The following is a 20,399-nucleotide window of genomic DNA, read 5'->3' as shown; positions in this document are numbered from 1 at the left end:
TTTAGAAGTAGTAACTTCAATGATAGAACTTGCCACCGTTGTAAGGTCAAGCCCTATCGCCAAAAATTTTCGTGCTTATATTCTCTGACTAAGCGTTTCACCTGAGGTGGGGATATATACTGCCCCAAAGTATTTCAAGTAAACCGTTCAGTTGTGCTTTCTGCCGGCTGTCGGGCAACAAGACGAAGACGTAGCAGTCCTCGCAGTAAAAGAAGTGGTTGCCGCGCCGTAACCCCTTATCCCTACGACAATGCAATACGCGGGCGGTTTTATCCCTCCACCCACGTATTGCCGACCTTATCGCCAGACAGTGGCGTTAACCTGCCCGGAGAGTTATGGCTTAGCCGGAGAGCTTTCTGTCCATCCGCCCCCTAGCGCTTTATACAAATTGACCAAATTGCTCATTCGCGCCAGTCGGGTTTGAACCAGAGTTTGTTGCGCACTGAACAGAGCTCGTTGTGCGTCAAGCTCCGCCAGATTATCGTCAATACCGGCCCGGAAGCGCTGTGAGGCCAATTCATAGTTAGCCTGGCTGGCCTGCACCAACAATTGTTCTGAACGGAATTGATCATCCAGGGTTTGTCTGCCCGCCAGGCCATCAGCCACCTCGCGGAAAGCAACTTGAATCGCCTTCTCGTAATTCGCAATTTCGATGCGCTTTTGTACCTGGGCCAGGTCCAGATTGGCGCGCAGCGCGCCCCCCCGGAAAATAGGCAACGAGATTTGCGGAACAAAACTCCAGGCCGCTGACCCCGGATCGAACAACCCGTCCAGACTCGAACTGGCCGTACCAGCCGATCCTGTCAAACTGATTGCCGGGAAGAATGCCGCGCGAGCGGCCCCGATATTGGCATTAGCTGCACGCAGTTGCTGCTCTGCCGCACGGACATCCGGACGACGCACCATCAATTCGGCCGGCAAGCCCGCCGGCAACGCTGAAGGGATGATGTCATCGGGCAAGGTATTCGCTTTATCCAGGCTGGCCGAGAGTTCGGCCGTCAATGGCTGCCCTAAAAGCAGAACCAGTGCATTGCGATCCTGCGCCGCCACCCTCGTATAAGCCGCCTGACTGACTTCCGCAGTACGCAACGCAATATCTGCACGCCGCAAATCGATTTGCGTTGCATTACCCGCATCAAACAGCGCCTGGGTCAATGCGTAAGTCCTCTTTTGCGTGGTCAGCGTATCGTGAGCCAGTTGCAGCAACTCCTGATCCGCACGCAACGTCAGATAAGCGTTTGTCACCTCAGCGAGCAGGCTCAGCCTTGCCGCAATCCGTGTTTCATCCAACGCCAGGTAAGTTGCCAGCGCCCGATCGCTGAGGCTACGAACCCGTCCCCACAAATCCAGTTCCCAGGCTGACACTGCACCATTAACGTCATAACTCCGCGTTATCTGAGTTGAACCACTCGGGCTGACATCTGCGGGCAGACGCTGCATAGCAGAGCCCGCATCCACATTCAGTGTTGGCAACATATCGGCACGACGGATCCGGTACTGGGCCCGCGCGGCCTCAACATCCAGCACCGACTTGCGCAGATCGCGGTTGTTTGCCAACGCGACCTCAAGTAATTGCTGCAACAACGGATCACGATAAAAATCGTGCCAACCGATATCAGCCACGGCAGTCTGAACCCGTGAAACCGTGCCCTGAGCATAAGCCGCTCCCGAAGGATAGCTCGAGCTCGTTGGTGCAGAAGGCCGTTCGTAGTCCGGCGCCATAGTACAACCGGCCAATACCACCGCCATCACCAGCACCTGGAGTTTATTAATACGATGGTTCATTTCATACTCTGCTTTCATTATTCTCGCTCCGCCCGTCATGGTCGTGAATCACTGATTGCCCGCTGTGCCTGCTTGATTTCCCGGCGAATAACCAGCTTACGTACCACGACATAGAACACTGGCGTCAACAAGAGTCCGAACAGCGTCACCCCCAGCATCCCGGCAAACACGGCAATCCCCATGGCATGACGCATTTCCGCACCGGCACCGCTCGCGATCACCAAAGGCACAACCCCCGCAATAAATGCCAACGAAGTCATCAGTATCGGGCGCAGACGCAGGCGAGCGGCCTCCAGGACGGCAGCCAGAGGATCGACGCCTTCACTCTCTCTGGCACGAGCGAACTCGACTATCAGGATTGCGTTTTTCGCCGCCAGGCCCACCAGAACCACAAAACCAATCTGCGTGAAGATGTTGTTATCTCCATTCGATAGCCAAACCCCGGCGATCGCGGAAAGTAATGCCATTGGGGCAATTAATAGCACCGCAAACGGCAGTGACCAGCTGTTGTATTGTGCGGCCAGGATCAGGAACGCCAGGAATACCGCCAACGGGAAGATATACAGCGCCGAGTTGCCAGCCTGCTTCTCCTGGTAAGTCAGATCGGTCCATTCGAATGTCATCCCCTCAGGCAGCGTTTCACTAACGATCTTCTCAATAGCTGCCGTTGCCTGTCCGGAGGAGTAGCCTGGAGCTGGGCCACCCGTAATATCTGCCGACGGATAACCGTTGTAACGCATAACACGGTCTGGTCCAGAGGTACGGGTAATGTTCACCAGCGTTCCCAGTGGGATCATTTCACCCGTGGCATTACGCACTTTAAGCAACCCGATATCTTCAGGCTGCATACGGAATTGCGCATCTGCCTGAGTGATCACCCGATACGTACGACCGAAGCGGTTAAAGTCATTCACATACAGCGACCCCAGATTCACCTGTAATGTATCAAAGATATCGGTCAGTGCGACGCCCTGAGACTTGGCTTTCACGCGGTCGATATCAACCTGCAACTGAGGTGCGTTAGTCTGGAAACTGGCCATCATCCCTGCCAGTTCAGGGGCCTGCATGGCCTTAGCCATGACCATCCCTTGAACACGGGTCAGTTCTTCAAAGCCAAGCCCTGCCCGGTCTTCGATCTGGAGTTTAAATCCTCCCATACTGCCCAGCCCCGGTACCGGTGGTGGGGGGAAGATCCCAACAAAGCCGTCAGGTATCTGGCTAAATTTCCCCATCAGACTACCGGCAATAGCTGCTGCGGACAGCGAAGGGTCCTTACGTTCACTGAAGGGCTTCAGCATTGTAAACATCAATGCGGAGTTAGGCATGTTTGGGCCGTTTACCGACAACCCAGGAAACGCCACGACGCTTTCCACTCCAGGTTCTGCCAGCGCAATTCTGGACATTTCTTTCACTACGGCTTCCGTGCGATCCAACGAAGCGCCGGAAGGTAATTGAGCAATCCCAACCAGATAGTATTTATCCTGAGCGGGCACAAAACCGTTAGGAACCTGCTGGAACCCCAACAATGTCAGGCCCAGGAAACCGGCATACAGCACCAGCACGATGATACTACCGCGTACGGCCCGGCGGACTGCACCAACGTAGTTGTTCGACAATCTATCGAAGAAAGCGTTAAAGCGACGGAAGAAACCACCGAATACGCGATCCATGACGCGCGTCAACCTGTCGGCCTGCGCCATATCCTGATGAGGTCTAAGCAGCACTGATGCCAGAGCCGGCGATAACGTCAACGAGTTGATCGCAGATAAGATCGTCGAAATGGCGATGGTCAGCGCGAACTGGCGATAGAATTCCCCCTGCAATCCTGACAGGAACGCTGAAGGAATAAACACAGCTGCCAAAACGGAAGTAATGGCTAAAATAGGGCCGGTAACCTCGTCCATGGCCCTTCTTGCCGCTTCTTTCGGAGAACGGCCCTGCGCAATATGTCGTTCGACGTTTTCAACCACCACAATGGCATCATCGACAACGATACCTATCGATAACACCAGACCAAACAACGACAGCGTGTTGAGCGAAAAGCCGAACAAATACATGAGGGCGAAAGTACCGACCAACGAAATAGGTACCGCGACCAGAGGGATGATAGAAGCCCGCCAGGTTTGCAGGAACAGCATCACCACCAGTACCACCAACACCGTTGCCTCCAGCAACGTCATTGCCACTGATTTCAACGAGGCGCTGACAAACACTGTCGGGTCATAAGCGATACGATATTCGATACCTTCCGGGAAGTTGGCCTGCAACCTCGCCATCGTCGCCCGAACCGAGGCAGAGACGTCCAGCGCATTGGCGCCAGGCGTCATAACGATGTGCATACCCACGGCATTTTTATCATCCAGCAGGCTGCGCAGGGAATAGTTGTCCGATCCCAACTCCAGACGCGCAACATCGCGCAGGCGGGTAACCTGGCCATCAGCGCCAGCTTTGATCACAATATCGCCAAACTGCTCAACGGTGGTCAGACGCCCCTGGGCATTGATACTGACTTCAAAGGCAGAAGAGCTGTTCGGCTGTTGACCGACAGAACCGGCCGCGACCTGGACATTCTGCTCACGAATTGCAGCAGTCACATCACTGGCCGTTAAACCACGGGAAGCGACTTTGGTCGGATCCAGCCAGACACGCATCGCGTATTCACCCTCGCCTCCAAGCGTGACGCTGGCAATACCTGGCAAGCGTGATAGCTCATCACGCACGTTCAACATGGCATAGTTGGAAACATAAAGCGGATCGTAGCGATCGCCCTGCGCAAATATATGCACAACCATGAGGATATCCGGTGACGTTTTCTCCGTCACGACACCGATCTGCTGCACCTCAGGCGGCAAGCGCGGCAAGGCCCGAGAAACCCGGTTCTGCACCTGAATCTGCGCAATATCGGGGTCGGTTCCCTGCCGGAATGAAATCGTCAATACCATTCGACCGTCGGCAGACATCTGGGAACTCATGTACAACATGCCTTCCACCCCGTTGATTGCCTGTTCCAGTGGAGCAGCAACGGTGTCAGCAATCACTTTAGGGTTAGCACCAGGGTAGCTTGCCGAAACCTGCACGGTAGGCGGTGTTACCGATGGGTATTCACTCAGCGGAAGCTGAAAGAAAGCCAGAGCGCCAGCTATCAGCATAAACACCGATAACACAATCGCGAAAATAGGCCGCTGGATGAAGAAGTGTGGGAATTTCATTATTGGCCTCCCCCTTCAACGGAGCCGGCTTTTTCCCCCTCGCTAACCGACGCGCCAGAAGCCTGCATCGGGGTCAAACGCGGCGTCACCGCCATACCGGGACGCACCAGCCCCTTGATAATAATGTTCTCACCGGCTTTCAGGCCACTCTTGACCACGCGCAAACCATCAACCACCGCGCCCAGCTCAATCGGGCGATACTGCGCCTTATTATCCGCACCCACCACCAGGACATAGTTGCGTCCCTGATCGCTCCCTATCGCCTGATCGTCAATCAGAATCGCCTGATGTGCTGCACCGGTGGCCAGCTGCACGCGGGCAAAGGCGCCTGGCGTCAGTTTCCCATCTTCGTTAGGGATTACGGCACGTACCCTGACAGTACCGGTACTACGGTCGATCTGATTCCCGACAAAATCGAGCGTTCCCTGATGCGGGAAACCTTTTTCTGTCGCCAGCCCAACATGTACAGGTAAACGCTCTTCAACCTTATTTGCGGCGTCAGGACGTGCCTTGCTGACCGAATTAAGGAACGTCGCCTCGTCAATATCAAAGTAAGCGTATAGCGGATTGACGGAAACAATCGTTGTCAATAGCGTCGCAGATCCCGTACCACCGCCGCTGACCAGATTTCCCTCGGTCACCAGCATGCGATCCACACGGCCGGTAATCGGTGCCGCCACGCGCGAATAAGACAAGTCCAGTGTCGCCGCCGCAACCGCGGCCTTTGCAGCTTGCACCTCAGCCTGACGAGCATGACGTGTAGAAGTTGCGTCATCGTAATCTTTCCGGGATACCGCGCCATTGTTCACCAGCCGGCCAACTCGCTCAAAATCGCGATTGGCCTGGATAGCCAGCGCTTCTGCCTGCTTGAGTCGTGCTTGCGCGCTGTTAAGAGCCACCTGGAATGGACGAGGATCAATTTGGAACAGCAACTGCCCCTGACGTACTATGCTGCCTTCAGGTACGCTGACAGCGTCGATAGCACCGCCAACGCGTGGGCGTAGCTCTACGGTTTTTGGGGCCGCCAATGAACCGGTAAACTCTGCCGAAGGGACTATCTGACGCGAGAGCACTTCGGCTACGGGAACCTGGGGAGCCATAGGTGCGGCCGCTGCGGCCGGCTCATCGTTGCCGCCACTATCCCGGGCAAACGCAATCCCGGCAGTGGCGATGATTGCGGCCGACACAATCAGAACCCCAATTTTCATTTTCATAACAGTGATCCTTTCATATGCCACAGGCAGCCCCGGCCCATCCGAAAACGGCGCTGTAGCAATTTCTTACAAGGCTAAAGGTTGATGTTACTGGAAGGTCAAGCACACCAATTAAAAAAAATGAAAAACATCCAATCAGGCTTAATTAATATTTAATGTGTAAGCGTTAAACGAGCGCCGTATTGACGATTATTTATCGGGAAGAACCACGTTCCATGGAAGTAGTTCGGCCACTTTGTTGCTGGACTACTCCGGTAGTATGCTCAAGATATGGCGAAGGTAGTGACCCATGCAGCAATTGAGCTCACCGCTGAAGACTCACGCCAGACCTTCCCCCTTCTCCCGGGATAGCCGCCTGCGGCAGCATGTCATTCGTCATCGCGCTGCCAACCTGACCATTCAGAACCAGCGGCACAACATGCCGCATTTCTTTACGCAACTGGCTGATTTGATAGCGGGGGACCAGCAGATGATTGGTAGGTGCTTGGCTGTCCGCGTGTCTCCGGGGTCAGACACTGACCTTTACTGACAGCTGGCGGCCCCCATTAAGGTCGGAACCACAGTACTTGGCGGGCTGTGCTGCAGGCGCTGATACTGCCCCAGTACCAGTTCGGCGCTGTTCAGAACATTTAGCATCCAGAACGGGGACATGTCTGCCATGCGCTCGTTACTATAGGGCAGGATCGTCTACCGGGGTGGGGTCAGTCCATCAACGGCTCGGAAGTGTCTAGATTACCCGTGGCGATTCAAGAAGGTTGAATATGATTCCCGACTCATTAATGGAACGCTGCATGATGTTATGCATTACGGGTTGACATTACGATGTGACGGGCCGGGTTAGCTGTATGGAGCCTGTACACAAGTTTGTGTAATTGCCTGATTTTGATATGTTCAATTCAACATCAAAAGCAGGTTACTTTATGGACGAAAAACAGTTGTAGGCTCTGGCTAACGAACTGACCAAAAATCTCAAAACCCCTGACGATCTCACCCAGTTCGATCGCCTGCTGAAAAAAATCAGCGTTGAGCGCCGCCTCAACGCCGAAATGCTCCATCACCTCGGCTACGGTAAACATCAGTCTAAACCGGGTGCCAACTCCCGCAACGGCTATTTCACAAAAACCGTTACCACCGGCGATGGCCCGCTGGAACTGCGTACGCCGTGCGATCGTGACGGCTCCTTCGAGCCCCAACTGGTGAAGAAAAACCAGACCCGGATCACCGGGATGGATAACCAAATCCTGTCACTGTACGCCAAAGGGATGACCACCCGTGAGATAGTGGCTGCGTTCAAAGAGTTGTATGACGCGGATGTCTCACCGACGCTGGTAGTCCTTCATGCTCCGGAAGGTCAGACTGATGTTGTCTTCACTGCCATCATCAGCAAGCGTGTTTTTAACGGTAAGATTGACTTTTGGGGAATATTCAGAAATGACAGAATCACAATTATTTTTATTCAAATCAACTTTTTTGCGCTCAGACAAGGGGCAGACTCCTGACCATTACTGAAGTCGCCCGCCACGAGCAATTTCAGGGGGAGCTCCGTTTTCTTGCTCGCACCACCGGTATGCAAATCAAGTTTTAAATTAATACGCGCTTTAGGGATTTCGGACTGAAAGGAAGAATTAGACATGGCTGTCCCTGTTCTATGGAGTGATAGAAACGGTCAATGCCAGTGAAAAATAAATAAGAAAAAATTACCCAGCCAGAACAACTTTCCGGTTCGCGTCATCCGACGTAAATAAAAATCCCGGAACCAAAAAAAGCGGGCGCATTCCATCCACCAGCATGTCGACACTGTATTTTCTGGGTATTTGTCTGAAATGAAAAATTTCGGATAAGGCCCAATGGCTGGAGTTTGGGAACGTTCCCTGCCAGATCGAAAATGAAAAAATGTAACAAAGATTTACACTCCTGGCTTTTAACAAAAAAATATCATCTTTCTGATTTATAAGAATTTTCCACCATAACCCTTCAGGCCCCGCGGGATAAGGATGTACAGAAAATGATCAATTTGGCTTAGGGTGTATATTTGTACAAAATATCACCAGTCACGTGAAATATCTGATTTTGTACTTTTATCAGAAATTGAGAAGCTGGACGTGACTGAGCATGTGAAAAACTGGCGACAGTTTCAGGTTTCCATCATTTCTTATTATTCACGTAAACCGGGCTTATTTATTTTTTTCAGATTAAAGGAATTGCAACGCCCGGACTTTACGCATATCTCATACCTGTACCAGCGATATGAATATCTCAGCCGCCGGTGCATTAGCGCGACCAGGAACAACACCCGTTCGGTTTACAGAAAGACAGACGTGGACAGTGATGAGCTTTGCTGCGGGTTGAGAACGGTTGTTTTACTGCTCAAGGTTGTAACACGATCCGATTCGACTCCAGCATGACAGCCGACAGTGTATGAGCCGCAAAAACAGCCATACAGGCTGACAAGTCGCCATTCACAAGAAACTCAACCGGCGCAACGAGTTTCCCTCCATCCGAAAATCCGCAGGTCAGTGCCGACTTCCTTACCAGCAGTGCATTCGCATCGCTGTATTCCAGGACCAGAAGCGTTTCATTGTCCCAGTCCCTGTCACTCACCGCTGCATTGACCCAGCCCCGCGATTTAAGCTGTTCAATTGCGTACGTCAGCCGATACAAATCCGACTGCGCTGACACCGGTCCGGTGCACGAAGACCACAGATATTCCAGACGACTGAATAAGCTGGCGGCAAGGCCTTTGTTACGCCCCAGCGTCAGCAATCCCTCAATATCAGATGCGATTGCACGTGGAAACCGTTTTTGCTTATACGCCACCGTTAACCAGCGCAGTATAAATGCATGCGTGCTGAGTGGCGACAATGCCTGACCATCCTGCTGAGCGGTACGTAAGGCGACAAGGGCGCACCAGGCGAAATGCGCAAGTGCTGTGACGGTTTGTTCCGGGGGTAAGGTATCGTGAGCTTTTTTCATTCAGGGATTATATCGGCGCTGCAGACACCGGGGAAGACCTGGATAACTCCCCCATTAATTAGAGAAGCTATTACTTTCACGGACAAATCATCCCCGTTCTGGCCGTTGCTATTGGCTCTGACATGGCCTTAACATGCACGGTAAGCTGGTTAAAGGGTGTTGCGAAGACTCCCTGAGCGACGCGGTTAATAATGATCTGCGTCATACTCGTTACGCCGTCAGTGCAGGCGGTACCGGTCACCTTTTGCCATGCGTCGGCGATGATGGCGTTAAGCCCCGGAGGCGCACTGTCGGTCAGTTGCAGGTTTCGCCCTGTACCCAGCGTATCGAGATTGAGCAGCAGCACCATTTTGCACTCCGGTGCGCTGGCCGTCTCCCATATCCAGCGTAACAGCGTCGGGAGTGAACGATGTCGTGCCTGCTGACGCTGGCGCGAATATTCGCCGGTGCGCTGCCAGACTTCAGAGTGAAAACGCAGAATCAATGACCGGTATTCGCTCATGGCTTCACGATACGGTAGCGCCAGCGTAAAGCTGAATGCCGCCAGTCGCGGGTAATGGTCAACGGCCTGTTGCAGAAATGCACGCGTGCTGACGGCATCCGCGCTGACAGCATCAGACGCCCGTATGTAAGAATGATTCATAATGCAGACTCTCTTTAGGTTAAATCAGGGAGGACACCGCCTCTACGGCGGTATCTGGTTCATAAAGACGGGGAACTATCTGGTACTGCAGCAGTAGTTTCTCTGCCAGTGCGCTTCTTCGATGCTGTAGATACCAGTCAGACACCGGGGACAGTGCTTCACGCCCTGGTAATGGTCGCCGCACCACACGCAGTACCAGGAGAGCACCATTACCGTCGCTTCCAGCCCGTTGATGAGACTGCGCAGCTTTCGGTGCCGGGCTTCGGTTTTCACTTCCGGGTCAAGGTGGGCGCAGGCCATCAGCACATGCCGGGCCACGCTCTGCTGGTCATGTTCAAACCACGGCGGCTCCCCGTATGTCCCCGCATGGAGCACCAGTCGACAGCCGCAGGACGCGCAGCTCCATATCTGCCCCGGCGCACTCACGGCCTCCCCGGCTGTCGCGAAGTGGCCTTCGCGGTCATTGGCCAGATAACATTTCAGCATGCGCATGCCGTCACTTCCTCTATCCGGTTGGTATCAGCACGCACATCACTGTGCTCGCCCGTCCGGCAGGTGAGGCAGTAGCGCTCACCGTGGTAATCACTGCCGCAGCCGTGACAGTGCCAGTCTGCGTAGAAAACCAGGGGACGGGCTTCCGGTACATAAGACTGCAGTTGCCGGATATGGCGGGTCTCCCTCACCCCGGGCTTTACATACGGGCAGTGCTGTCGACCGTTCTCCGAAAGCTTTGCTGCATGATGTTCAAACCACGGACGTTCGGTGTCGTATTCAGGATGGTACTGCAGGGCACTGGCACACAGATGGCAGCTGTAGCGGTCATACGGCGCGGTCTGCGCGGTTATGGCTCCCGTGAGACGGCCGTTGCCGTCCAGAGCCATAAACGATTTTGCATACATAGTGGTACTCTCCTTACCGCCAGACGACACGCAGGCGTCAGCCGTCCCGGTACGGGCAGCGTGGCAGGGTGAATGGCGGTTCAGTTATGCGTTAGCGGGTCGGTACGGTTGGTGGTCGGCACCGGAATACAGAAAGGTTACGGTTGCGCAGGTGCGTCGGTGGGTCTGAAACAAACGGGACAGGGTCTGGCGCCACAGTACTGTCGCCGGCAACGGGGACACGTCCAGCGAACCGGGATGGCCTGTGGCTGAGTGCGGCGTCGTTTTTCCATTCAGATATCCTCCCTGCTCAGACGCCACGGGAATCAGCAATACGCTGCTGCATCCAGGCTTCCACCTCGCTTCTGCGCCAGCGGGAGCTGCGCCCCAGCTTGATGGGTTTCGGAAACAACCCGTCGCCAATCAGTTTGTAAAACCATTTGTCGGTCATCCCGGTAAACGTGGTGATAAAGGTCATGTCGATAAGCGGGTCCTGAGCTGAAAGCAGTGTGTCAGGGCTGGCATTAATATTCGTATTCAACGTGGTCATGGTATTTTTCTCCCTCTGAGGATATGGCTATCGGGAGACGTCCGGTGGAGGTTGAATCATGGGGTTACCGGTTCGCCTCAGAGGATAGGGGAACGTTGTAAAAAATTACCCGGCCCGTACGGTCAGGCCTGGTGAATCGATGTATGCCTGGCTCAGCCGCGGCTGCAACCGAAATTACGTTCACCATCACCGGTGACTTTGGTTTCGCGTTTGGCAAGATAAGCGGCCTGCGCCAGCGCCTGTTGAAGCTCTGTGGTATTACCACGCGTCAGCCAGGACACCGGGCTCTTAGGGAAGCGGGCCAGAACGGCATGCGCCTGTGCATCCACCTTCAGGGCACTGCACCACGCCTGTTTAATCATACCTGCAAGCGAATCCGGGTCTTTGTAATCTCCCGGTCCGCACCACGTATCGCGGTTCAGCAACAGCACCGCGTGGTAATGCTTCTTCCCTTTGATTTCACCAAACTCCCGCGCCCAGACAAAACGTAGCGTGGTCGGCCAGACGCGTTTGCCCTCGCGACGTTGCCGCGCCTGAAGGGCATCAATCCGGGCTTTCAGGGAATCGGTGAAACGGGAGATAACGGCCGCATCGGTGGCCGCTGGCGTATCCGGCAGACGGAGGTCAACACGCAGGGCCAGTAATCGGGTGTAAGCGTTAAGTGCACAACTGAAGGTATCGGCGATGCGTTGCTGCCAGAAAGGGTCGTATGTGTAACTCATTAAAATGGACTCCGGTGGGTTATCGTTCATAACCATTACCGGTGCCGTTAAAAAATACTTTTCGGGAAGCCTGCCATCGTAGTACCGGACCAGATTGCCGTGTACCACATGAAAATATCGTCACCCTTCACGGTACTGTTCGCTTAAATCCGGAGATAAATCAAACAGCCGTCAATAAAAATGTTCATCTGCCCGGTAAAATAACGGGCAGTTCAACTGAGCTGTTTCAGCAAAAGGGAAAAGACATGCGACTGAAAAGTGTGGCAGTTAAAAATTTTCGCTGTTATGCACAGGAAGTAAGTGTGGAGTTTGATGACCTGACAACCTTTGTCGGACGCAACGACATTGGCAAATCGACGATCCTTGAAGCGCTGGAGATCTTCTTCAACAACAGCGTGGTATCAATCGAAAAAGGCGATGCCTGTATTCACAGCGGACAGGACAATGTGGAGATCACCTGCGAGTTTATCGATCTTCCCCCTTCCCTCACGCTGGATTCCGGCGCGGAAACCACGCTCCAGGAAGAGTTTCTGCTGACGGGGACCGGCTCACTGAAAATCCGCAAGATCTTTAACTGCAGTAACAAAAAACCGACCGCAGAGATTTTTGTCATTGCAAACCACCCTGCTGCTGCCGGTTTTCAGAATCTCCTGGAACTGAAGGAAAAAGAGCTTCAGGCCAGGGTGAAAGAACTGGGACTCGATGTTTCGCTTAAGGGGAATCCCGGGATGCGAAAAGCCATATGGGCGGCATCATCAGATCTGCAACTGACAGAAACAGGACTCCTCATAAGCAAAGCCAAAGAAGACACAAAACGCATCTGGGACCAAATCGAGAGCTGGTTGCCCATGTTTGCTCTTTTCCAGAGCGACAGAAGCAGCAGGGATTCCGACGATGAAGTACAAAGCCCGATGAAAGCCGCCATTACGGCTGCACTGGCCGAAGTCCAGGACGACATTGCCAGGATCCAGTTGCGTGTCCAGCAAAAGGCTGAAGAGATTGCCCGAAACACACATGAGGCGCTGAAAACCATTGAACCCGGCCTGGCGAGAGAACTTACTCCCGAGTTTACACCTCCCACTCCGGCAAAATGGCAGGGGCTGTTCTCCGTTGGTCTCAACACTGACGGAGGGATCCCGCTGAATAAACGTGGCAGCGGCGTCCGTCGTCTGGTGCTGGTGAGCTTTTTTAAGGCCGAAGCAGAACGACGACTTAAGTCCAGCAATCGCCGCAGTATCATCTACGCCATTGAAGAGCCCGAAACTTCACAGCACCCTAATTACCAGCGGATCCTGATTGAGTCATTTAAATCCCTGTCTCTCGAAACCGGCTGCCAGGTTATCCTTACCACGCACAGTCCGGGCTTTGCTGCAGAGCTACCGGGTGACAGTATTCGCTTTGTTTCCCGTAATGCTGAAACGGGTCAACCAACCATTCAGGCTGGCGCTGATGTTTTCGGCATCGTCACGGATACGCTGGGCGTCACACCAGACAACCGGGTCAGACTGCTGTTCTGCGTGGAAGGGCCGACCGATGTCGCTGCCTTTAAGGCTCTCAGTAAAGCGCTGCATGCAGAAGACAACACCCTTCCTGACCTGGAGAATGACGAACGTGTGGCGTTTATCGTACTGGGTGGCGGAACGCTCAAGCACTGGGTCAATGAAAATTATCTTCGTGCCCTTAACCGCAGGGAGATTCATATCTACGACCGTGATGTGCCTGCTTATGCTGACGCGGTGAATGCCGTTAATGCACGAGCCAACGGATGCTGGGCGGCTCAGACGCTAAAACACGAGGTCGAAAGCTATCTTCATCCCGATGCCATTCACGAAGCCTTTGGTGTGATGATCGACGTCACCGACCATCCTGTCGGCGGTAAGGCTACCCCTAAAGTGTTTGCGGAAGCGTATTCACTGGCTCAGCGATTTGATGGCGTGATGAAAGATAACGCCGCCAAAGCCCGTCTCGCAGAGCGGGCATTTCCCTTAATGACAGCAGCACGTATCCATGAACGCGATCCGGAAGGTGAAGTGATCGGCTGGATGCGCAGGATACGTGACATGATCCAGTGACAAAGGCCAGCCCGGCTCATACCAAAACGCCGGTCTGAAGGTTAGCAGGCAACGATAACCTGGAGAGGCACACTGCATAATCCTGATCCCCAGGACAAACGGTGCGCCTCCAGAAACGATGGATGATTACCTGGCCACTGTTCATCCATCGTTATTTTCACCCTATTGCATTTCTGGCTTTCGGTACAGACTCCCCTGACCGGAGGCTGCCCGCGCCCACAGTTCCTCATCGCTGAGCGAGGTTTCAATCAGCTCAATGGGCACACCGCAATCATCGATGACCGCCACCTGATAATCGTCGATAGGTTCATAAGGCCCCAGAATAACTGTTTCACCCGCAATCGCCTCAGCCAGACTGTTGACCTTAAACGCCACATGCGGAACCGTTTTCAGTAACGGATGCAGGGGTGAGTCATCGGTAAAGCGATGCCACTGCACCCGAAACTTACCTGGATTATCGGTGGTATACATCCCGGCTTTCGCACTGAACTTGCCTGCGGTGTCACCGTCCTGAACCGGTATACCGAAATGATGAAATTCATACTCTACATTTGCTTTCATGAAATGGTTTTGTCCTTAGCTGATTCAGTACCAGGTAAATTACCCGAACAATACGAAACGCAGTAGCAACCAGCATCAGTTTAAACGCGCTGTAACGCATCAGGAGCGACGTATTCATTCTATCTACAGATTTCCACTACCGTGTTATTCAATACGGTTATATAGCCTTACAGAAAGCCTCAAAGACATACATAATCATAAGACTCCGTCGTTTTAGCCAATAACGCAAAATCAGTGCGTTAGTTATTCTTCGTAAAGATACCCGTCAGCCATTTTTAATAATTCACTGCAGGCATTCCCTTTGGCGAATTAATTAAGTCAGGAGTACCAGCCCGGGCTATTACTCCCGTTACAGGCTACAGCCTCTACTGTATAGTTAACTGACGTAAACAATATCCGGATACGCACCACAATGATTAGCACAGTCCACTCAGTGATTACTGATGAACGTATTACCGGCCATAGTCAGCCAGGGTAGAAGAACGTTATGCCTGCCGGATAGCGCTAATAACGTTAATAACGCTCACCAGATACTGAGTGCGGGTTAACTGCCAGCACATACACGGACTCATCTGATAACCGCCATATCCTGCTTAATGAAGGTTTACGCACCAGTGACAATATCTCCCGGTCTGATGATTGCCTGCTAACGTATTGGAATACCCCGCTACCACAGACATCGAATAAACGACAATGCTGTTATCACGTCGTTATTCTCACTTTATAATCCTTACACCTTTAACGCTTCCCGACTCAGTTACAGTCATCATAAGTGCTCCCACGATTAAGACTGTTCACTGATTCAGTACCTTTCAACATCGGTAATCGTTACCATCTTCTCTCAGACAGTATATCGACTAAACAGCATTACTTACCTCTTACCCTTAAGTAACCTTTGAAGTTAATCCTTAAGATAATAATCTCTTCTTTAATATATTAATACCAATCCAACACACTACACCTGACAGTAATACCAGAGCCAGCGGCACCAGGCGGTGGCCACACGAGATAAAAGCGATGTTACATTCACTCTGGAATTATCTCTTCAACAAGAAGAATAAAAAAAACCGAGACATCACATGACCTCAACCTGTTAATACCCTGCTCCAAAGAAGCCCTCACTCCTGCTACTGAGCCACAAATTATAAATACGAAGGGTGAATCCTGTGTGATGCCGTCAATACGTCCTGAGTTAAAACAGACATCACTGATGGAGGTGAAAACGATAGCGTGCAGGAAGATGAACAGGAGAATAGATAAACCTGCAGATAGCTATGTAAGCATGAAAAAGACAGAAAAACAGAGACAGAAAAGAGATAAAACATTAAAAACAACGACGATAGCAACGTAGTAAAACCATTAACCAACCCGCATCAAACCAGCATATCACTTCACGATGACTACCAGATGTATTTTTCAGTGACGATAAAACCATCATCATGCTACTGTGTAACCACGATAATCACTACAACAACTACTACTGTGTAGTTTAGTTTATGAGGTATTGGATAATGGCTGTAAATTATGATGATGGCAGGCGAGGACTCATAACGAGTCGGGACCTGAGAGTTTGCGCGTTTTATGCCGGATGGTTGAATGCCAGCAACAAAATTAACACCAACAATGTTCCCAGGCAGGATGCAGAAAGCTGCCGACAGGCGTTAAACCAGCTAATTAATCAGGCCATCCCGGATAAAAACCAGCAGGCAGGACTGCTGTCTGAAATGGAAATAGCCCGTGATGAAAATGTGCTTCCACTGGATTGTTTTGACTGGCTTCGTCAGAATGAGCGGGCCACGTTCTGGCTATGGGCGTATCTCTGTAAGGCCGGGGATTATGAGTTTGGCATTGGCCCGCCAGCAAATGCTGAATTCGGGAAAAACTGGTATCAGCGAATAAACCTGAGTTTATCCCCGGCAAGTCATCAGGAGAGAATGCATATTCTCATCGCCTTCTTTGACAACATATACATTTCCACACCCCCAGTGAATCACCTTAAGAAACAGGTGATGGAAAAACTCAAAGACCGGTGGAAAATCATATACAGTAAACCGCTACCGTTAAAATGGCTGCCAGATGAAGAAGACGCAGTATTATGGGCCTGGAACAACCTGCAAAAAGTTCAGCAGGAGAAAGCCGGTAATCTCGGCGGACTCTATATGAGTCTATCCACGCCCGGATTAACGACCTGGCTCACGCCACTGAGTCATTCTGAGCGCAATTTAGCCCTGCGAGCGGCGATCGATTTATGGGACGATGCACCAGATACAAAGCGTTTATTCCTGCTGAATCTTAATAAAGCCTGGAATCAGCAGAAACTGCGTCAGTCCCGCACCGATAAAAAAGCACTCAATACGTATCTGAAGAATGAAACCAAAACACGACTGGACTTTATGGCTGAACGCAGCGGGGTTCGTATCAGCGATATGCTGGAAACGCTGATTAATGACCATTACCGGAAAACCTGTGGTGGTGAGTAGGGGTTCTGCGCTGAAAATAAAGTGAATGGAGACAGCAATACAGACCAGAAGGGACATTCAAAAAAATTTTAGACCTATATTACCAATGTGAGAACGGCAGCAGAAATGTTGCCGTTTTTTTATTTTACTCATGGAGGTTAATGTGTCTGATAAGAAAAAACGGGGTTCTGATGCCCTGCCGCTCCCCTTGTTCCGTCTCCCCAGTGAACTGCCCTGCAAAATACCCGCGTGCATGCTTCCCCCGTTCCGGCGCTGCCATCGCCACATTCCCTGTTCCGGTATCAGGGCCGTTTTTATACACGGCCCGCCTGTTTATTCAGGCGGCTTTATTGCCAGTAACAAGGGAAAAGAAATGCATTGTCCGAATTGCGGTTCGCAAAACATACGACTGCGCCATGTGGGTAAAAAGACTGGTGGGGTCATTGGCGCAACAGCCGGAGGTCTTGCCGGGCTTGAAGGAGCCTCCACCGGTGCGCTGATAGGTTCAGTCATTCCGGTTGTCGGTACGATAGCCGGAGGCCTCATTGGTTTTCTGTCCGGCGCCTGTGCTGGTGCGGTGGCAGGCTCTCTGGCCGGAGAACAACTGGACGGTACCGTCTTTGATGAATACGGCTGCACGCAGTGTGAGCATATCTTCAGTGCACCGTAACGTTACCCATCCTGCACAAAGCCTGGGCCGCTGACCGTACTCGCGAGAACACGACTGATGACAGGGCGTGTCAGCATGCTGTCGTCATTTCAGCTACCTGGCACTAACCCTTTGTTAATTCTTCTGTTTACTGAAAGGTAAATTTTCACTTTTTCTTTTCCGCCATTACGGGGGACGGACATAACGTGTCCCTCCCCTCCCGCATAATAACCGCATGAAATATCAACCTATTTATCGCACACGGAGCGTCCATGCAACGACCCGATGAAGAGGCCCGCTACGACCGGCTGGCCGTCAGATTGTCGGTCATTATCAGCCGGTTAATGGCCGGAGAAACGCTGACCCTTCAGACACTGTCTGGTGAGTTTGGTGTATCGATACGCACCCTGCGTCGTGACTTACATCAACGGCTGGTCCACCTCGACATTATCGGGGAGAACGGCACGTATCGGCTCAGTGAGAGCGCCACGCGTGATCACTCTCCGGGGGCCGTTTCCTTTGCCCGCAGTACCGGTATCGCACGCATTATCCCGTCGCAGAACCGGCAACTGATGCACCTGCTGATGAATGAAACGGGCACCTCACCCTGCTTTATCTGGCACGACTTACCGTCAGCATGGACACAGGCTGACAGTTTTCATCGTCTGGCCGAAGCCATTTGTCATCACCGGGTGGTCAGTCTGCTGGTCGGCGGTGTCCGTCACGATGAGCAGGAGCCTTACCGCCTGATTTACCGGCATCAGCACTGGTATCTGGTCGTCTGTTGCCGGGGGAGCCTTCGGGTGTTCCGGCTGGAAGACATTATCTCGGCCTCACTCTCAGAGCAAACCTTCCGTCGCCGGAGCGAAATCAGTTCGCTCATTACTGAAGAGGGATTTATCAGCGCACTGCCCCACTTTCGCTTTATCAGTGATGTCATTCACACCTTCAGGGAACAACACCCTGAACATCCATCCAGACCCAAAGGAGTCAAATCGTGAAACCTGTCGCAGGCCCTCTGCTGCTCTTCACCCTGCTGTTGTCTGCCGTAACCCTGAGCGGCTGTGGCGACAAAAATGAACGCGAGTTTATCCAGGGATGCAAATCAGGCGGCGGTACTACCGCCGTCTGCGGATGTATCTGGGATGACCTCAAAACGAAATATACGCACGGGGAGCTGGAGAAAATGAACCAGCAATACGGTTATGTCCCCCCGCGCTTCATGGACAACATGCTGAGCGCTGCTCAGCAGTGCAGAAAATAAGGAAATCTGAACATGGCGCTTGTCATTAAATATTTCGCGATTGCCTTCGCCATCGCGCTTGTGGTCGTGCTGTTTAACGTGTTCGGGAGTACCGGCGAGATACGCAGTTTTGGTCAGGGAATGGGATATCTGTTCTGGATGACGCTTGGGCCCGGAGCCGGTATGACGGTCGGTGCTGCTCTTCGACAATGGCTGATGCCGGATGCGGTATACACCCGCGAAGGAATGACCGGATTACTCAAGGCCCGTCTGTTCTGGCTTGTGGGCCCACAGTGTATCGGCTGGCTGGCCGGACTTATCGTCGTGGGTAAACAACTCATGTAACACGGCTGCCCCTCAACAACATTTTTGACTCAGAAGGAAAAACACCATGCGATTCATGCACGCCATCCTGTCAGCAGGATTACTGACCTTTGCCATCACGGCACAGGCGGTCCCCAATATGTGGAGCAGTGGCTTCGGTATGGGCGTCACCGAGTACATCATCACCAGCCCCGAAAAGGTGATGCTGAATCTGAACTGCACCGGCAACCCTGACGACCAGAATATCCTGCAACATCACGTCATGCTCACCCTGCCTGACGGCAGCGGTGCCGATTCACAGGATGAGAAAACCACCATCACCATGGTGACGGACGACCAGACGTTCCCGTTGCCGTCATCCCTCGGCTGGCGTAACGGCGACAATGCCTGGCTGTCGTTCATTGATGCCATCAGAAAGGCAACGTCATTTGACGTTTACGTCAACGACAAACAGGTGGGGCACTTTACCCCTTCGGCCGGAAACGTCCACAAGGTTCTGGCTGATATGCCCGAATGCACGACACTGACCGCCGGGTAACCCGGCGCATCCCCTGTTTACAGCAAAATCAATCAAGGACAATACGATATGACCGACATTTCGACACTCAGCCAGCGACTGGCGACGCCGACCCTGAACTTCGTGCTGCTCACCGTCGCCACCTGCGGTATCTGGCCGCTGCTCTGGCTGTATAAAAAGCAGGATATTATGAGCGACACCACCGGGTATCCGGTTTGCGGCAACCTGTTTATCATCTGGCTCTCCGTCTGTTTTGGGCTCGGACGACAATTCGGCGTGATGGCCTCACCGGACCTCGCCGGCTACGACACGGGCAGCGATACACTTCTGGCCTTAAGCGGCATTCTGTCGCTTGCCTGCGGCGTGATGTACATCGTCTGGGCCTTTAAGGCCAGGGCTGCACTGCGACACTATGCGCTGAACACCTTCCGTTTCGACCTCAGAATGAATGCGTTCTACACCGTGCTGTTCAACGTCTTCTACATCACCTACTGCATCAACGACATGCCACAGGCGCTGGCGAAACACCGGATTATTCATGGTCAGGGCCCCGTGCCGCCGGAGTCTCCGTCACCGCAGTAACGCAGCTCTCCTCTTATT

General features: G+C 52.7%; 18 protein-coding genes and 3 pseudogenes. 9 read left to right on the top strand and 12 right to left on the bottom strand.

Annotated elements, in window-relative coordinates; translation table 11 throughout:
* Positions 1-333: 333 nt before the first annotated feature.
* The 4 genes and pseudogenes from GNG27_RS01725 to GNG27_RS23435 all read right to left on the bottom strand — a co-directional run.
* Positions 334-1,803, bottom strand: coding sequence for an efflux transporter outer membrane subunit (locus GNG27_RS01725; RefSeq protein WP_023336642.1), 1,470 nt, complete (start codon positions 1,801-1,803; stop codon positions 334-336).
* A gap of 17 nt (positions 1,804-1,820) precedes the next feature.
* Complete coding sequence (locus GNG27_RS01720) at positions 1,821-4,994, bottom strand: efflux RND transporter permease subunit (protein ID WP_023336641.1); 3,174 nt, start codon at positions 4,992-4,994, stop codon at positions 1,821-1,823.
* A complete protein-coding gene (locus GNG27_RS01715; RefSeq protein WP_023336640.1) occupies positions 4,994-6,208 on the bottom strand; it encodes an efflux RND transporter periplasmic adaptor subunit in 1,215 nt (404 codons plus the stop codon). The genes GNG27_RS01720 and GNG27_RS01715 overlap by 1 nt, the downstream gene beginning before the upstream one ends.
* Positions 6,209-6,754: 546 nt before the next feature.
* A pseudogene (locus tag GNG27_RS23435) lies at positions 6,755-6,880 on the bottom strand (hypothetical protein); the annotation flags it as partial.
* 272 nt (positions 6,881-7,152) lie between these two features.
* Between GNG27_RS23435 and GNG27_RS01705 the strand changes: the two are divergent.
* A pseudogene (locus GNG27_RS01705) lies at positions 7,153-7,539 on the top strand (transposase); the annotation flags it as partial.
* Here GNG27_RS01705 and tssB read toward each other — a convergent pair.
* The 7 genes and pseudogenes from tssB to GNG27_RS01670 all read right to left on the bottom strand — a co-directional run.
* Positions 7,537-7,841 (bottom strand): annotated as a pseudogene (tssB, locus tag GNG27_RS01700) (type VI secretion system contractile sheath small subunit); the annotation flags it as partial. The pseudogenes GNG27_RS01705 and tssB sit on opposite strands and share 3 nt — an antisense overlap.
* A 734-nt stretch (positions 7,842-8,575) precedes the next feature.
* Positions 8,576-9,181, bottom strand: a complete 606-nt coding sequence (locus GNG27_RS01695) for a DUF2913 family protein (protein ID WP_023336638.1) — start codon at positions 9,179-9,181, stop codon at positions 8,576-8,578.
* A gap of 76 nt (positions 9,182-9,257) precedes the next feature.
* Positions 9,258-9,824, bottom strand: a complete 567-nt coding sequence (locus GNG27_RS01690; RefSeq protein ID WP_009652434.1) for an inovirus-type Gp2 protein — start codon at positions 9,822-9,824, stop codon at positions 9,258-9,260.
* Positions 9,825-9,899: 75 nt separating this feature from the next.
* Positions 9,900-10,316 carry a putative zinc ribbon protein gene (locus GNG27_RS01685; RefSeq protein ID WP_009652429.1) on the bottom strand — a complete coding sequence of 139 codons (417 nt, stop codon included), beginning with the start codon at positions 10,314-10,316 and terminating at the stop codon, positions 9,900-9,902.
* A complete protein-coding gene (locus GNG27_RS01680) occupies positions 10,304-10,723 on the bottom strand; it encodes a putative zinc ribbon protein (RefSeq protein WP_016154451.1) in 420 nt (139 codons plus the stop codon). The genes GNG27_RS01685 and GNG27_RS01680 overlap by 13 nt, the downstream gene beginning before the upstream one ends.
* Before the next feature lie 289 nt (positions 10,724-11,012).
* The gene (locus GNG27_RS01675; protein WP_009652493.1) at positions 11,013-11,252 is read right to left on the bottom strand and encodes an AlpA family transcriptional regulator; all 240 of its coding nucleotides are present in this window, start codon (positions 11,250-11,252) and stop codon (positions 11,013-11,015) included.
* A gap of 152 nt (positions 11,253-11,404) precedes the next feature.
* Entirely contained in the window at positions 11,405-11,974 is a 570-nt protein-coding gene (locus GNG27_RS01670) for an inovirus Gp2 family protein (RefSeq protein ID WP_023336637.1), read from the bottom strand.
* A 41-nt stretch (positions 11,975-12,015) separates the two neighbouring features.
* On the opposite strand from GNG27_RS01670, the gene GNG27_RS01665 reads away from it, so the two are divergent.
* Positions 12,016-14,046, top strand: coding sequence for an ATP-binding protein (locus GNG27_RS01665; protein WP_227626800.1), 2,031 nt, complete (start codon positions 12,016-12,018; stop codon positions 14,044-14,046).
* 162 nt (positions 14,047-14,208) lie between these two features.
* On the opposite strand, the gene GNG27_RS01660 is transcribed toward GNG27_RS01665, so the two are convergent.
* Positions 14,209-14,607 carry a VOC family protein gene (locus tag GNG27_RS01660; RefSeq protein ID WP_023336635.1) on the bottom strand — a complete coding sequence of 133 codons (399 nt, stop codon included), beginning with the start codon at positions 14,605-14,607 and terminating at the stop codon, positions 14,209-14,211.
* Between the two features lie 1,511 nt (positions 14,608-16,118).
* Between GNG27_RS01660 and GNG27_RS01655 the strand changes: the two genes are divergently transcribed.
* The 7 genes from GNG27_RS01655 to GNG27_RS01625 all read left to right on the top strand — a co-directional run bounded on the left by GNG27_RS01655 (position 16,119) and on the right by GNG27_RS01625 (position 20,381).
* Positions 16,119-17,087 carry a hypothetical protein gene (locus tag GNG27_RS01655; protein WP_023336634.1) on the top strand — a complete coding sequence of 323 codons (969 nt, stop codon included), beginning with the start codon at positions 16,119-16,121 and terminating at the stop codon, positions 17,085-17,087.
* A 142-nt stretch (positions 17,088-17,229) separates the two neighbouring features.
* Positions 17,230-17,736: a glycine zipper family protein gene (locus GNG27_RS23585; RefSeq protein ID WP_023336633.1), complete on the top strand. Its 507-nt coding sequence runs from the start codon at positions 17,230-17,232 to the stop codon at positions 17,734-17,736.
* Positions 17,737-17,987: 251 nt separating this feature from the next.
* Positions 17,988-18,716, top strand: coding sequence for a YafY family protein (locus tag GNG27_RS01645; RefSeq protein WP_023336632.1), 729 nt, complete (start codon positions 17,988-17,990; stop codon positions 18,714-18,716).
* On the top strand, positions 18,713-18,979 hold the full coding sequence (locus GNG27_RS01640; RefSeq protein WP_023336631.1) for a hypothetical protein: 267 nt from the start codon (positions 18,713-18,715) through the stop codon (positions 18,977-18,979). The genes GNG27_RS01645 and GNG27_RS01640 overlap by 4 nt, the downstream gene beginning before the upstream one ends.
* A gap of 12 nt (positions 18,980-18,991) precedes the next feature.
* Positions 18,992-19,303 carry a hypothetical protein gene (locus GNG27_RS01635; protein WP_023336630.1) on the top strand — a complete coding sequence of 104 codons (312 nt, stop codon included), beginning with the start codon at positions 18,992-18,994 and terminating at the stop codon, positions 19,301-19,303.
* A 46-nt stretch (positions 19,304-19,349) separates the two neighbouring features.
* Positions 19,350-19,820 carry a hypothetical protein gene (locus GNG27_RS01630; protein ID WP_023336629.1) on the top strand — a complete coding sequence of 157 codons (471 nt, stop codon included), beginning with the start codon at positions 19,350-19,352 and terminating at the stop codon, positions 19,818-19,820.
* 48 nt (positions 19,821-19,868) lie between these two features.
* A complete protein-coding gene (locus GNG27_RS01625) occupies positions 19,869-20,381 on the top strand; it encodes a DUF4234 domain-containing protein (RefSeq protein WP_023336628.1) in 513 nt (170 codons plus the stop codon).
* Positions 20,382-20,399 lie beyond the last annotated feature (18 nt).

Origin of the sequence: Leclercia sp. 119287, assembly GCF_009734485.1 — a bacterium.
Lineage (GTDB): Bacteria > Pseudomonadota > Gammaproteobacteria > Enterobacterales > Enterobacteriaceae > Enterobacter > Enterobacter adecarboxylatus_C.
Note: the sequence above shows the minus strand (reverse complement) of the source record. Positions and strands in the feature narration are given on the sequence as shown.

Bases quoted from the DNA above. Each gene is read 5' to 3' on its own strand.
- GNG27_RS01680 (WP_016154451.1), bottom strand. From the start codon at position 10,723: ATGTATGCAAAATCGTTTATGGCTCTGGACGGCAACGGCCGTCTCACG.
- GNG27_RS01625 (WP_023336628.1), top strand. From the start codon at position 19,869: ATGACCGACATTTCGACACTCAGCCAGCGACTGGCGACGCCGACCCTG.
- GNG27_RS01690 (WP_009652434.1), bottom strand. From the start codon at position 9,824: ATGAATCATTCTTACATACGGGCGTCTGATGCTGTCAGCGCGGATGCC.
- GNG27_RS01635 (WP_023336630.1), top strand. From the start codon at position 18,992: ATGGCGCTTGTCATTAAATATTTCGCGATTGCCTTCGCCATCGCGCTT.
- GNG27_RS01685 (WP_009652429.1), bottom strand. From the start codon at position 10,316: ATGCGCATGCTGAAATGTTATCTGGCCAATGACCGCGAAGGCCACTTC.
- GNG27_RS01675 (WP_009652493.1), bottom strand. From the start codon at position 11,252: ATGACCACGTTGAATACGAATATTAATGCCAGCCCTGACACACTGCTT.
- GNG27_RS01720 (WP_023336641.1), bottom strand. From the start codon at position 4,994: ATGAAATTCCCACACTTCTTCATCCAGCGGCCTATTTTCGCGATTGTG.
- GNG27_RS01670 (WP_023336637.1), bottom strand. From the start codon at position 11,974: ATGAGTTACACATACGACCCTTTCTGGCAGCAACGCATCGCCGATACC.
- GNG27_RS01645 (WP_023336632.1), top strand. From the start codon at position 17,988: ATGCAACGACCCGATGAAGAGGCCCGCTACGACCGGCTGGCCGTCAGA.
- GNG27_RS01660 (WP_023336635.1), bottom strand. From the start codon at position 14,607: ATGAAAGCAAATGTAGAGTATGAATTTCATCATTTCGGTATACCGGTT.
- GNG27_RS01655 (WP_023336634.1), top strand. From the start codon at position 16,119: ATGGCTGTAAATTATGATGATGGCAGGCGAGGACTCATAACGAGTCGG.
- GNG27_RS01725 (WP_023336642.1), bottom strand. From the start codon at position 1,803: ATGAAAGCAGAGTATGAAATGAACCATCGTATTAATAAACTCCAGGTG.
- GNG27_RS01695 (WP_023336638.1), bottom strand. From the start codon at position 9,181: ATGAAAAAAGCTCACGATACCTTACCCCCGGAACAAACCGTCACAGCA.
- GNG27_RS01715 (WP_023336640.1), bottom strand. From the start codon at position 6,208: ATGAAAATGAAAATTGGGGTTCTGATTGTGTCGGCCGCAATCATCGCC.
- GNG27_RS01630 (WP_023336629.1), top strand. From the start codon at position 19,350: ATGCGATTCATGCACGCCATCCTGTCAGCAGGATTACTGACCTTTGCC.